The sequence below is a fragment of the Mesorhizobium sp. Root554 genome (assembly GCF_001427025.1).
Lineage (GTDB): Bacteria > Pseudomonadota > Alphaproteobacteria > Rhizobiales > Rhizobiaceae > Mesorhizobium.
The window spans coordinates 1,425,557-1,438,674 of the sequence record NZ_LMGA01000001.1; the positions used below are offsets into that span (position 1 = coordinate 1,425,557).

Sequence of the window (13,118 nt, forward strand, 5' to 3'; positions counted from 1 at the left end):
TCAGTTCAGCGTCTTCAAAAACGCCACCAGCGCCGCGCGTTCCCGTTCGGACAAGCGCAGCGGGTGAAGCTCGGTTTCGCCCTCCACGCTTGCCGGCGCCTTGGCATAGTGCGCCACCACCTCGTCCAGCGACGCGAATTGCCCGGCATGCATGTAAGGCGGCCTTCCGGCCGCGCCGCGCAGCGACGGTGTCTTGTAGGCGCGGATGAGTTCCGGCGCGGCCTTGCTCATGAATTTCAGCTCGCCGCAGGCATCGACCGGTCCGTCGCGATACGCGCCGAGGCAATTGAACGGATCGGCCGTCACCTGCGTCACCGCATCGATGCGGCCGCGATCCACCGGAAATCCGGGGACCGGCGGCACGCCGGTGTTGTGAAAGCTGTCGTCGGTGAAGCGCGGACCGTTGTGGCAGGTAGAACAATTGGCCTTGCCAATGAAGAGCTTCAGCCCCTGCACCTCCTCCGGCGACAGCGCGGCGTCGCTGTCGATTGGCGTGCCCGAAGCCAGCGCCGCGGCGAACCGGTCGAAGCGCGTTTGGGTCGGCATGATCGATCGTTCGAACGCCGCGATCGCCTTGCCGATATTGGCGAACACCCGGTTCACGCTGTCGCGCTGTTCCTCCGACATGCCGTCCCAGGCAGCCTTGTCCGCTTCCGTTCCCAGCGGCCCGGCATTGGCGGGCACGACGGAAAGGTCCGGCAGCGGGCCGAAGATGCGCTCATAGCGTTCGCCGAAACGGTTTTTGACGTAATGGGCATAGGCTGCGCGGTTGCCGCCATGCTCGCGGCCGTCCTCCAGCGGCGTCAGCGCCTGCGCCCACAGGCTGTCGCGCCGTCCGTCCCAGAACAGGAACGGGCTGTAGGCGGCGCCGGCGAGCGGCATGGTGCGGCGGTTCGTCCGCGCCAAGCCCTGCGCCTGCGGCAGGTCATCCTGGAACTGCCGGTCAATCTTGTGGCAGGTCGAACAGGATACGGTTCCGTTGCCGCTCATCGACGGGTCGAAGAAAAGCGTCGAGCCGAGCGCCGCCGCGCCCGGTACATCGGCAAAACGATTGGTCGTGTCGGGTTTGAGCGGGGGCAGCGCCGAGAGGGCGAGCGAGGCGATGGTCCTCTTTTCGGCATCGGAGAAATCCGGCTTGCCGCAGCCGGCCAGCGCCAGAAGGATGCCGAGGATCGGACCGAGCCGGCGCATGGCCGCCTCACAGCACCACGTTGAAGGTGACGGAGTCCGAACCGGCCTTGGCGGAGATGTTGAAGTGCAGTGTCCACCAGCCGCTCATCGAGAACTTGATGCCGTCGATGCGGTACTGACCGCCGCCGAGATAATCGGTCGCCTGCGGGCTGGTCGGCAGGCCATGACTGTGCTGCGGCATGCCGCCGGAAATGTCGATCGCGGCGTTCTCCACAGGGTCGCCGGCGGCGCTCTTGAGCGTCAGCACCCAGCTGTGCAGTTCGCCCTGGGTTATCGGGTCCCGGTCCGGCGCGATGCTGGCGACGAACAGGCCGTTGACCGTTTTCTTCGTCCGCGCAAGGTCGGGACCGGCCTGCCGGGGCGCGGTCAGGTAGACGGCCGCCAGCACGCCTACCAGCACCGCCGCGAGACCGATTGCCGCCAGTATGTATCGCCCCAGAAATGCCAAGCCCGTTACTCCCGAGGCAAGCCGATGAAGCCTTGATTCAGCCTGCCTGCAAAATCTTACGGACCGGAAAAAACCACGCCCGTCAAGGCATGGCGCGGAGGTCGCTTAAGCGCTAAAGCATCGCAAAGTCAAAAATTCCGGGAAAAGCATGACTACGCAAGGCATAGCGGCAATCGGTGAGTGCATGATCGAACTGTCGGACGGCTCCGACGGCAACTGGCGCATGGGATTTGCCGGCGACACCTTCAACACGATCTGGGCGCTTTCGGCGTTGACGGGCGGCCCGGCCACCTACGTCTCCGCCTTCGGCGACGACCCGTTCTCACGCGACCAGATCGCGTTCTTCAAAGCACACGGCATCGGCATCGGGGCCAGCCCCATCATCGCCGGCGCGCGGCCCGGTCTCTATGCCATAACGCTGACCGGCGCCGAGCGGTCCTTCACCTATTGGCGCAACGACGCAGCGGCCAAACAGCTTGCATCGCAGCCTGATTCCATAACGAAAAGCCTGCAAAACCAATCGCTTGTCTATTTTTCCGGAATCACTTTGGCAATTCTCGATGCGCCTGCCCGCAAGACGCTGATGACGGCGATCGCCGCCGCGCGAGCGGCGGGGAGCCGCATCGCCTTCGACCCTAACTACCGGCCGCGCCTGTGGCAAAGCCGCGACGAAGCACAGGCCGCAATCACCGAAGCCCTGGCGGTCACGGACATCGCCCTGCCGACCTTTCCCGACGAACAGATGCTGTTCGGCGACGGCGCGCCGCAGGAAACCGCCGCGCGTTTGGCCGCGCATGTCGGCGAAGTTGTGGTGAAGAACGGCGAGGATGCTGCCCTTGTGGTGGGCGATGGCGGCACAGCCGCGGTACCCGCTGTCACGGTCGCCTCGCCCGTCGACACCACCGGAGCCGGCGATTCCTTCAATGGCGGCTATCTCGCCGCCCGCCTTGCCGGCCATGCGCCGGCCGAAGCGGCAAGGCGCGCGCACCGGGTCGCCGCTGCCGTCGTTCAGGTACGTGGCGCGCTTGCGTCCGCCGACGTGCTGCGGACTGCTTTCGCCGCCTAGCTCGGCCAGGCTCTAAGGAAGCCGGAACCGGTATTCCGAAACGTGATGGTAGGTTTCGCCGGGCATCAGCGTTGCGTGCGGGAAGTATGGCCGGTTCGGCGCATCCGGCCAGATTTGCGACTCAAGACACAGGCCGGCATGTTTGCCATATTTCAGCCCGCCCAGCCCCGGCGATGCCGGCGCGACGTGCTGGCCGACATAGAGTTGCACGCCGGGTTCGGTCGTCCACAACTCCATCTCGACACCCGAGCGCGCACCTTGAAGCCAGGCCGCCTGCTTCAGCGGACCGCGTTCCGGCGCGAGACAGAAATTTTCGTCGTAATCGACCTGTGCCTCATCCGGGTCCGAACGGATGGGCCGCGCCTGACGGAAATCGAACGGCGTGCCGTCCACGGGCTGCACCACGCCCGTCGGGATCAGCTCAGCATCGACGGGCAGATAGGCGGCGGCCGGCAGCATCAGCCTGTGGTCGAGTATGTCGCCGGCGCCGCCATCGTCGAGGTTGAAATAGGAATGCTGGGTCAGGTTGCAGACCGTCGGCTCTTCGCAGGTCGCCGTCAGTTCGATGCTCAGGGTACCCGGTATCTTCAGCCGGTAGGTGCAAGTCACGTCCAGCGCGCCGGGAAATCCCATCGTGCCAGCCGGGTCGTGCAGCGTCAGCGTGACGAAATCCCGCCCGTGCAGCGAAACCATCCAAGGCCTGCCGAAATAGCCTTTGCCGCCGCCATGCAGCATGTGTTTGCCGAGAAAATTGCGGTCGGTCTGGTGACGGGCGCCGGCTAGCGAAAACCGCCCGTCCCTGATGCGGTTGGCATAGCGCCCCACGAGGGCGCCGAAATAGGCCGTGTCGCGCTCATAGGCTTCCAGCGTATCGAAACCCAGGACGAGCGGCGCGTCATGTCCAGCGAGCCTCAAATCCTGGATGATCGCGCCAAAGCCGATGATGTTGGCGCTGAGACCGCCGCCGCGAATGGTGAAGCGGCGGACGGCCTCGCCCGCCTGCGTGATGCCAAATTCTTCGCCGTCCTTCATGGCGTCGCTCTGCCCGCTTCCTGCTGTTGGGCAGACCTATAGGGCTATAAGCCCAGTCCGCCAATACAGACATATTTGGTATCCAGATAATCCTCGATGCCCTGATGCCCGCCTTCCGCGCCGAGACCGGATTCCTTGACGCCGCCGAACGGCGCTTCCGGCGTGGTGATCAGCCCTTCGTTGACGCCGACCATGCCATATTTCAGCCCTTCCATGACGCGGTACGCGCGGCCGAGGTCGCTGGTATAGAAATAGCAGGCGAGGCCGAACTCCGTGTCATTGGCCAGCGAAACGGCCTCTTCCTCCATCTCGAATTTGAACACCGGGGCCACAGGGCCAAAAATCTCTTCCTTCATGAAGCGCATCTTCGGCGAAGCGTTGGAGATCACGGTCGGCTGGAAGAACGAACCGCCGAGCTTGTGCCGCTTGCCGCCGGTCTCGACCTTGCCGCCCTTGGCCGCCGCGTCGGCGATCAGCTCCTCGACCTTTTCCACCGCCTTTTCATCGATGAGCGGCCCCTGCTGCACGTCTTCTTCAGTGCCGGCGCCCACCTTGAGCTTGTTGCTCGCTTCCACCAGCTTTTCCACGAATTGGTCGTGAATGCCCGCCTGGACGAAGAACCGGTTCGTGCACACGCAGGTCTGGCCGGAATTGCGGTATTTCGCCATGATCGCGCCAGCCACCGCGCGGTCGATGTCGGCGTCGTCGAAGACGATGAAGGGGGCGTTGCCGCCGAGTTCCATCGACACCTTCTTCACCGTAGCAGCCGATTTGGCGATCAGGATCTTGCCGACTTCGGTCGAGCCGGTGAAGGTGAGTTTCTTGACCAGCGGGTTGGCGCATATCTCATCGCCGATCTCGCCGGCTGCGCCGGTGACGATGTTGACCACGCCCTTGGGAAATCCGACCTCTTCGACCAGCGCGCCCCAGGCCAGGCCTGAATAGGGCGTCTGCGTCGCCGGTTTGACGACCGCGGTACAGCCGGCGGCAAGTGCGGGACCCAGCTTGCGGGCGAGCATTGACGAGGGAAAATTCCACGGCGTGATGGCGGCGATGACGCCGACGGGCTCCTTGGTGACCAGGATGCGGCGGTCCGCCCATGGCGAAGGCACGACGTCGCCATAGGTCCGGCGGCCTTCCTCCGCGAACCACAGGATGTAGGCTGCGGAAGAACCGATCTCGCCCTTGGATTCGGTCAACGACTTGCCCTGCTCCATCGTCAGCAGTTCGGCCAGCGAATCCTGATTGTCCATCAGCGCGTCATGCAGCTTGCGCAACAGCCTGGAGCGCTCCAGCGCCGAGGTCTTGCGCCAGGTCTGGAAGGCTTTGTCCGCCGCCTCGATGGCGCGCCGCGTCTCGGCCCCGCCCGATTTCGGCACCGTGCCGATCTTCTGTCCGGTGGCAGGATTGGTGACGTCGATCGTCTTGCCGGAATCGGCCTGCACCCATTCGCCATCGATGAGATTGGCCTGGCGCATGAAATGGCTGGTTTTCTGAAGCATGAACGACCTCCGCTCCGCGCCGTGGCGCGCGTTTATCCTGATCCCGTGGTGGATATGGCTAATATAGAGGCCGCACGGACATGTGACAGCCCATCGCCCACCCATAGGTTTAGACCAGGTTCTAGGTGAACGTATGCTGCACCACGAACAGCCAGAACCCCGTGGTGAAGACGGCCAGCGCCGTAGCGATCGTCATCTGGCTTGAGGCCAAAGCCTCGCCGGTGCCGAACTGGGTCGAGATCAGATAGGAATTGACGCCCGACGGCAGTGCCGCCGCCATGACGGCAACCTTGGCGGTCAGTGGCGGCAGGCCGAGCAGCCACACCAGCGCAAACACGATCGCCGGCATGAACAGCAGCTTCAGCCCTGACAGCACCAGCGCCGGCTTGACTGTTCCCGAGATGCCGTAGCGCCGCAGGCCAAGCCCCATGGCAAACAGCGCGACCGGCGCGGCGATCCCTGCCAGCGCGTCGACCAGCCGCCCGGCGAGCGAAGGCAGCGGCAGGCCGGTCAGCCGCCACAACCACCCCAGAAGGATGCCGATGATCAGCGGGTTGGTGAAAATGCGCCGGAAGAAGATGCGCAGGATGCGCGCCGGGTGCAGTTGGCCGTCGCCCTTCGGCCCGAACATCTCGAAGAGGATGATCGATGCCATGATCATGATCGGCAGGTGGATGGAGATCAGCAGCGACAATTGCTGAAAACCCTCCTGCCCCAGAACGCCGAGCATGAACGGCACGCCGAGCAGGACCAGATTGGAAAAGGAGGAGGACACGCCGCCGACAACGCCGCCGCGCGCATCGCGGCCGAACACCCGTGTCGCGATGAGGTGGCCGGCGGTCCAGGTAATGGCTGCGGCGGCGAAATACACGCTCCAGAAGGACCATGGCGCCGAACCGTGGAAATCGGCGTCGATCATGGTGCGGAACAAAAGGAGCGGCATCGCCACGCCGACTGCGAATTCCGAAACAGCTTCGCCCGTCTCGGCCTTCAGATAGCCGGTGAGCCCTGCAATGTAGCCGAGCGCCACCAGGCCGAAGACGAACAATATCGTTTCTGTGAGCGATCCCATTCCCGCCCTGATAGGCGAGCCGCCCCTGCCGCGCAATCGCCCGATCGTACAAGTCGGGGGCATCGGGAGTGCATTCCGCGGGCGACGCTCGACCAACCAAGAGACCACCCACGGTTGCCTCACCGGTGCTGACATTCCTATATGCGGGAGGCCGCCATGCCGCGCGGCTTCCTGAAAGGCCTTCAATGCTGCGATTTCTGGTTGCGCTTTTTCTGCTGGCCTCACCCGCCGCCCACGCGACGGATGCCGGCTGGGCGCTTCTGCGGGAAGGCGGACATGTGGTGTTCCTGCGCCATGCGATGGCGCCGGGAACCACCGAACCCGCCAATTTCGACATCGAGAAATGCTCGACCCAGCGCAATTTGTCGGCGCGCGGAAAGCAGCAGGCGAGCAAGATCGGCGCCCTGTTCGGCGCCCGCGCGGCACCTGTCGAGCGGGTCCTTTCCAGCCGCTACTGCCGCTGCCTCGACACCGCCCGCATCGCTTTCGAAGCGGAACCGGAACCCTTTGCGGCGCTGGACCCGCCGGCAGCCGACGAGGCGTCCCGCAAGACCCAGGAAGCTGACATCCTGGCGCAAATCCGGGATTATTCGGGAACGGACAATCTGGTCATGGTCACCCATGTCGAGAACATCCAGGGCATGACCGGCATCTCGCCTCGCGAGGGCGAAGCGGTTATCGTCGCGCCGGATGGCGACGGCCTGCGCGTTCTGGGACGCATTGTTTTCTGATGAAGTTTTCTGATGAACCCGGGGCGCCGCCCGCACCGCTTTTCGCAGTCCCGCGGCAGCCAGGAAACCGCCCTTATAGACGATACCCGGCAGCTTAATGAAACTTTGTGCCTTTTCCTGTTTATAAAAACCGATTAGACAGCGCGCAAACGCAGAACCTCCATTGCGCGTAAACGAAGGAAGAACCCGTGGCCACCACGTTCGAAAAAGTCGCCAAGATTATCGCCGACACCAGCGAGATCGATATCGACACGATCACCCCGGAAAGCCACACGATTGACGATCTGGGCATCGATAGCCTCGACTTCCTCGACATCGTCTTCGCCATCGACAAGGAATTCGGCATCAAGGTTCCGCTCGAAAAGTGGACGCAGGAAGTCAATGACGGCAAGGCGTCCACCGACGAGTATTTCGTCATGAAGAACCTCTGCGCCAAGATCGACGGCCTCGTCGCCGCCAAGAACGCGACCTGACGATCGTCACGGCAGGCAAAGGTGCTCTTGACGGGCGCTGCCGCCTGCCCCGATAACAGCCTCCCATGAATCCCCGCGACGTCGTCATCACAGGCATCGGCCTTGTTTCCTCCCTGGGCGAAGGCCCGGAGGCGCACTGGCAACGGCTGACCGCGCCCTCTCCTGCGCCGGTGCTCAATGCCGAGCGCTTCGCGCCCTATTCCGTTCACCCGCTGCCGGAAATCGACTGGAACCTGCAGATCGCCAAGCGCGGCGACCAGCGCCAGATGGAAACCTGGCAGCGGCTCGGCACCTATGCCGCCGGGCTGGCGCTCGACGACGCCGGCATAAAGGGTGATGAAGAACTCTGCGCCGCCATGGACATGGTGGTGGCGGCCGGCGGCGGCGAACGCGACATGACGGTAGACGCCGCGATCCTCGCAGCATCCGACACCCGCGCCGACCGCGATGTGCTGCTGAACGAAAAACTGACGACGGAACTGCGTCCGACCCTGTTCCTCGCGCAGCTTTCCAACCTCCTGGCCGGCAACATTTCCATCGTCCACAAGGTGACGGGTTCCTCCCGTACCTTCATGGGCGAGGAAGGCGCCGGGATATCGGCCGTCGAGACGGCCGCAGCGCGCATCCGTTCCGGCCAGTCAACGCACGTTCTGGTGGGCGGCGCGTTCCAGACCGAGCATCCCGACATGCTGCTCGGCTACGAGCTGGGCGGCTACCTGCATCGCGGCGGCTGGAAATCTGTATGGAAGCGCAACGGTTCCGAGGGCGGCGGCGTCGTCACCGGCTCGGGCGGTGCGTTCCTGGTGCTCGAACAGCGCGAACACGCCGAAAAGCGCGGCCGCAGGATATATGCGACTCTCGGCCCGGTCGTGTCGGCGCGGTCGCGCCGTTCGCGTGGCGAACTTGCTGCCGGGATCGAATCGCTGCTGGACAAGGTGGGCCTGCCGAGCGGGCCGCTGCTGGCGATTTCCGCGGCCTCCGGCAGCCATGAAGCCACCGCCGCCGAAAAAGCAGCCCTTGCAGCGCGCGCCGATCTTGCCGTGCGCGGCTTCACCTCGCTGACCGGCCACATGAAGGAAGCGCAGTTTCCCTTCGCCGTGGCGCTGGCCGCGCTCGCCGTCGACCACAAGACGGCCTATCCGGCGTTCGACATTGAAAGCGAGCGGCCATTCGGCGAGGTTCCACGCCAGGTACTGGCAACGGCGATCGGCTATCACCATTTCGAGGGCATGGCGCTGGTCAGCGCCGCCGACTGAGAGGGTCAAGAATGACCAGCCTGAAGGATCATCTGGGCCGGCCCGTCGTGGCCGTCACCGGCATCGGCGTCGTCACCTCGCTGGGCGTCGGCAAGGAAGAGAACTGGGCGGCGCTCACCGCCGGCAAGTCCGGCATCCACCCGATCACCCGATTCCCCATCGATCATCTGAACACCCGCATCGCCGGAACGGTGGATTTTCTCGCGTCCAGTTCCAAGGGCGCGAGCGCGCTGACCTACGAGCTCGCGCAGACGGCAGCCCTGGAGGCTGTCACGCAATCCGGTATCGATGCGACGGATTTCGGCGGCCCGCTGTTCCTCGCGTCGCCGCCGATGGAACTCGACTGGCACGATCGGTTTGCCCTGCATGAAGCCGCCGCCGGTGAGGACGAGGGCGCCCGGCTGCTGGCCGCCGCGCAGCGCCTGAATTCACTCGATATGTTCGGCTCCTCGCAGTTCGGCTACATCGCCGACAAACTCGCCGACCAGTTCGGCGCCACCGGCCTGCCCATCACGCTCTCCACGGCCTGCGCTTCCGGCGCGACGGCGATCCAGCTCGGCGTCGAGGCGATCCGGCGCGGCGAATGCGACCGTGCGCTCTCCATCGGCGCCGATGGTTCGGCGACCGCCGAGGCGCTGATCCGCTTCTCGCTGCTTTCGGCGCTTTCCACCAACAACGACAATCCGGAAAAGGCCTCCAAGCCGTTTTCCAAGGACCGCGACGGCTTCGTCCTGGCCGAAGGGTCGGCGGCGCTCGTCCTGGAATCGCTGGAAAGCGCACTTGCCCGTGGCGCGACCGTGCTCGGCATCCTGCGCGGCTGCGGCGAGAAAGCCGACGATTTCCACCGCACCCGTTCCAAGCCTGACGGTTCGCCGGCAATCGGCGCTGTCAAGGCCGCCCTTGCCGACGCCGGCCTGAAGGAGGACGAAATCGACTACATCAACGCCCACGGCACCTCGACGCCGGAAAACGACAAAATGGAACATATGTCGCTTTCCACCGTGTTCGGCGAACGGATCGGCTCCATTCCGATCTCCTCCAACAAGTCGATGATCGGCCACACGCTTTCGGCGGCGGGTGCGATCGAGGCGGCTTTCTCGCTGATGACGATGCGCGAAGGCGTCATTCCACCGACCATAAATTACGACAATCCCGATCCCGCCATCGTCCTCGACCTGGTGCCCAACACCAAGCGCGTCGCCAAGGTCGGCACCGTGCTTTCCAATTCCTTCGGCTTTGGCGGCCAGAACACCTGCCTTGTCATGGCGCGGGAACCTGTTTAGTAGCCTCACTTCGGTGTTGACCGCTATAGATATTGCGGTGCGTCCTTCGAGGCTCACTCAGAGCGCACCGATCTGATTTCAGGAAAAACGATGCGCGCACTGCAACTCATCGAGGACCGCCGGCTTGAAACGGTCGACGTTCCCCTGCCCCCGGCCCCGGCGCTCGGCGAGGTCACGCTGCGCATCAAGGCGGTGGCGCTCAACCACATCGATGTATGGGGTTGGCGCGGCATGGCCTTCGCCAAGCGCAAGCTGCCGCTGACCATCGGCGCGGAAGCCTCCGGTGAGGTCGAGGCTGTCGGCCCCGGCGTATCCGGCCTCGTGCCCGGGCAGCTCGTATCGATTTACGGCGCGCGTACCTGCGGCCTCTGCCGCGCCTGCCGTGAGAAACGCGACAATCTGTGCGAAAACGTCTCCGGCGTTCACGGCTTCCACCTTGACGGCTTCGCGCAGGAGAAGATCAACCTGCCGGCGCGACTGCTGGTGCCCGCGCCGCCCGGCGTCGATGCCATTGGCGCAGCCGTTGCGCCTGTCACCTTCGGCACCGTCGAGCACATGCTGTTCGACAATGCCAAGCTCGAGCCGGGAGAAACCATACTGATCCACGCCGGCGGCTCGGGCATCGGCTCGGCGGCGATCCAGCTTGCCAGGAAAATGGGCTGCACCGTCATCACCACGGTCGGTTCGAACGACAAGATCGACAAGGCGAAGGCGCTTGGTGCCGATCACGTCATCAACTACCGCGAGGACCGTTTCGAGGGCGTTGTCCGCAAGCTGACGAAAAAGAAGGGTGTCGATGTCGTGTTCGAACATGTGGGGGCCGATACCTGGGCGGGATCGATGCTGTCGCTCAGGCGCGGCGGCCGCCTCGTCACCTGCGGCTCGACCTCGGGCGTTTCAACGCAGATGAATTTGATGCAGCTCTTCCAGCAGCAGCTGAAACTGCTCGGCTCCTTCGGCTGCCGTATGGAAAACATGGCCAATGCCATGCAGAAGATGGCGGCCGGCCTCGTTCATCCGGTGATCGACACCGAAGTCGGCTTCGACGGGATCGACAAGGCGTTGAAGCGCATGGAAGGCCGCGACGTCTTCGGCAAGATCATCCTTCGCATCGAGACATGAGCGGCTCGCGCGGCAAGCTGCGGCGGGACCTGAAGTTCGGCTTCGCCATGCGGCTGCAGAAGCTGAACTACTGGCTGCTGGCGCGTCTGGCCATGACGGTGATCGCCGTCCTGAGGCTGTTGCCGGTCGACAAGGCGCTGAATTTCGCCGATCGCGCCGCCCGCCGTATCGGGCCATGGATCGGCAGGCACCGCGTAGCCGTTTCCAATCTGCGCGCCGCTTACCCTGAGAAAAGCGACGAAGAGATCCAGGCCATCGCGCTCGACATGTGGGGCAACATGGCCCGCCTGGCGGCCGAATATGTCTTTCTCGACCAGTTGTTCGACTATGACCCCCACGCCGCCACTCCAGGCCGGGTGGAAGTCGTGGGCGCCGACAATTTCGAGCGTATCGCCGCCGAGAACAAGGCGCATATCGTCTTCACCGGTCATCTCGGCAATTTCGAACTGCTGCCGGTTGCCGCCGCCACATTCAGCATGAAGATCACCGCGCTTTTCCGCCCGCCCAACAACCCCTATCTGGCCGACTACATCCTCTCGACCCGCCGCTCCAACATGGGCGACCTGCTGCCTTCGGCCAACGGAGCGTCCTTTGCCTTGGCCGGCATCCTGTCGCGCGGCGGCAATATCGGCGTTCTTGTCGACCAGAAATTCCATCGCGGCGTCGAGACGACATTCTTCGGCCGGCGCTGCCACAGCAATCCCGTGCTGGGCATGCTGGCCCGTCACTATGAGTGCGACGTCTACCCTGCCCGCTGCGTCCGCCTGCCGGGTAACCGTTTCCGGCTTCAGATTGAGGACAAGCTCGTCCTGCCGCGCGACGAGAAGAACGAGGTGGACGTGCAGGCGACGACACAGTTGCTGTGCGACGTCGTGGAGCGGTGGGTGCGTGAAGATCCCGGCCAGTGGATGTGGTTCCACAAGAGGTGGCATATCAGCCCGCGCGGCGGCCGGCGGTCGAAAAAGCCGGCAGGCAATGGCGTGTCTGGCGGCGGCTGACACTTTCTCATCCCAAAACTGGGACGGCAGCCTTTTTTGCTTGATCGTTAATAATTTCCAGCGAGAATAAAAACGCTTGGGGGTAAGCGTATGATCAAGACAAGTACCAGTAGGGGAAGCACCGCACTCTGGACGCCATGGGGCGAGGAGCGCATTCTCAAACCCGGCGAAAAATTCGCAAAGCTCCGCAACCTGGCCAAAAGGCTGCGGGCGGCGCGCGGAAAAAAGCTCCCGCGCCCAAAACTTCTGGATTGAACGCCGCCTTGCTTCGGGTCGGCGGAAAAGCCTAGTTCGTCACCACGATACGCGTATTGCTCGGGCCGAGTTCCTTGACCATCGAATAGAAGGTCGCGGCGTTGGCCGTATGCAGCCGCACGCAGCCGTGCGAGGCAGGACGTCCGAGTTGCCTGACGGCCCCGGTGCCGTGGATGGCATAGCCGCCGCGGAAGAACACGGAATACGGCATCGGCGACATGTCGTATTTGCGCGAATACCACATGCGATGCATGCGCTGCGGCCGATAGCTGCCGCGCGGCGTGATATACCCCTGGCGCGCTGTCGAAACCTTCCAGCGGTAGATGACCAGCCCGTTCCGGCTTACAGTCATTGTCTGCGTGGAGACATTGATGTTAGCCACCAGCGCCGCTGCACTTGCGCCCACGGAAGACCCTATAAGCATAGCGCCAAGCGCTATTGCCATGAGAAACATCTTCTTCATGCGTCAACCCCCTCTTAGATTGCCCTTGTCTACCCCGACGCGTGCTATTTCACGCAGTTTTTCATTCTTTTAAAGATGCCACGCTCACTTTAGCCGCGAGTTGTTTCGAAAATGACCGATCCGAACCGGAAAATTTAAACAATTTCCTGTGAAATCGCTCTGCCCGCCTCTGTGCCGGCAAAATCCTCGTCCCTGCACCAAGACTCCGGCCCTTGCAAAACGGGGC

At 63.7% G+C, this 13,118-nt stretch carries 13 protein-coding genes; 7 read left to right on the plus strand and 6 right to left on the minus strand.

Annotated features, from left to right (window positions below; all coding sequences use genetic code 11):
• Positions 1-1,191: a cytochrome c peroxidase gene (locus ASD44_RS06880; protein ID WP_056110092.1), complete on the minus strand. Its 1,191-nt coding sequence runs from the start codon at positions 1,189-1,191 to the stop codon at positions 1-3.
• Positions 1,192-1,198: 7 nt separating this feature from the next.
• Entirely contained in the window at positions 1,199-1,639 is a 441-nt protein-coding gene (locus ASD44_RS06885) for a FixH family protein (protein WP_056110093.1), read from the minus strand.
• 148 nt (positions 1,640-1,787) lie between these two features.
• On the opposite strand from ASD44_RS06885, the gene ASD44_RS06890 reads away from it, so the two are divergent.
• Positions 1,788-2,705: a sugar kinase gene (locus ASD44_RS06890; RefSeq protein ID WP_056110095.1), complete on the plus strand. Its 918-nt coding sequence runs from the start codon at positions 1,788-1,790 to the stop codon at positions 2,703-2,705.
• 12 nt (positions 2,706-2,717) lie between these two features.
• On the opposite strand, the gene ASD44_RS06895 is transcribed toward ASD44_RS06890, so the two are convergent.
• From ASD44_RS06895 to ASD44_RS06905, 3 genes are all read right to left on the minus strand, one after another.
• On the minus strand, positions 2,718-3,737 hold the full coding sequence (locus ASD44_RS06895) for an aldose epimerase family protein (RefSeq protein ID WP_056110097.1): 1,020 nt from the start codon (positions 3,735-3,737) through the stop codon (positions 2,718-2,720).
• A gap of 44 nt (positions 3,738-3,781) precedes the next feature.
• Positions 3,782-5,239, minus strand: a complete 1,458-nt coding sequence (locus tag ASD44_RS06900) for an NAD-dependent succinate-semialdehyde dehydrogenase (protein ID WP_056110099.1) — start codon at positions 5,237-5,239, stop codon at positions 3,782-3,784.
• Positions 5,240-5,360: 121 nt separating this feature from the next.
• Complete coding sequence (locus ASD44_RS06905; RefSeq protein ID WP_056110101.1) at positions 5,361-6,311, minus strand: AEC family transporter; 951 nt, start codon at positions 6,309-6,311, stop codon at positions 5,361-5,363.
• A gap of 185 nt (positions 6,312-6,496) precedes the next feature.
• Here ASD44_RS06905 and ASD44_RS06910 point away from each other — a divergent pair, with 185 nt between their 5' ends.
• The 6 genes from ASD44_RS06910 (at position 6,497) to ASD44_RS06935 (ending at position 12,174) form a co-directional block, all read left to right on the plus strand.
• The gene (locus tag ASD44_RS06910) at positions 6,497-7,042 is read left to right on the plus strand and encodes a histidine phosphatase family protein (RefSeq protein WP_056110103.1); all 546 of its coding nucleotides are present in this window, start codon (positions 6,497-6,499) and stop codon (positions 7,040-7,042) included.
• 188 nt (positions 7,043-7,230) lie between these two features.
• A complete protein-coding gene (locus ASD44_RS06915; RefSeq protein ID WP_056110104.1) occupies positions 7,231-7,515 on the plus strand; it encodes an acyl carrier protein in 285 nt (94 codons plus the stop codon).
• A gap of 65 nt (positions 7,516-7,580) precedes the next feature.
• Complete coding sequence (locus tag ASD44_RS06920) at positions 7,581-8,771, plus strand: beta-ketoacyl-ACP synthase (RefSeq protein WP_056110107.1); 1,191 nt, start codon at positions 7,581-7,583, stop codon at positions 8,769-8,771.
• 11 nt (positions 8,772-8,782) lie between these two features.
• Complete coding sequence (locus ASD44_RS06925; RefSeq protein WP_056110109.1) at positions 8,783-10,054, plus strand: beta-ketoacyl-ACP synthase; 1,272 nt, start codon at positions 8,783-8,785, stop codon at positions 10,052-10,054.
• Positions 10,055-10,144: 90 nt separating this feature from the next.
• On the plus strand, positions 10,145-11,176 hold the full coding sequence (locus tag ASD44_RS06930) for a zinc-binding dehydrogenase (RefSeq protein ID WP_056110112.1): 1,032 nt from the start codon (positions 10,145-10,147) through the stop codon (positions 11,174-11,176).
• Positions 11,173-12,174, plus strand: coding sequence for a lipid A biosynthesis lauroyl acyltransferase (locus tag ASD44_RS06935; RefSeq protein WP_056110114.1), 1,002 nt, complete (start codon positions 11,173-11,175; stop codon positions 12,172-12,174). Before ASD44_RS06930 ends, ASD44_RS06935 begins: the two co-directional genes overlap by 4 nt.
• A gap of 286 nt (positions 12,175-12,460) precedes the next feature.
• Here the strand turns inward: ASD44_RS06935 and ASD44_RS06940 are convergent, their stop codons facing one another.
• A complete protein-coding gene (locus tag ASD44_RS06940) occupies positions 12,461-12,892 on the minus strand; it encodes a L,D-transpeptidase (protein WP_056110116.1) in 432 nt (143 codons plus the stop codon).
• Positions 12,893-13,118 lie beyond the last annotated feature (226 nt).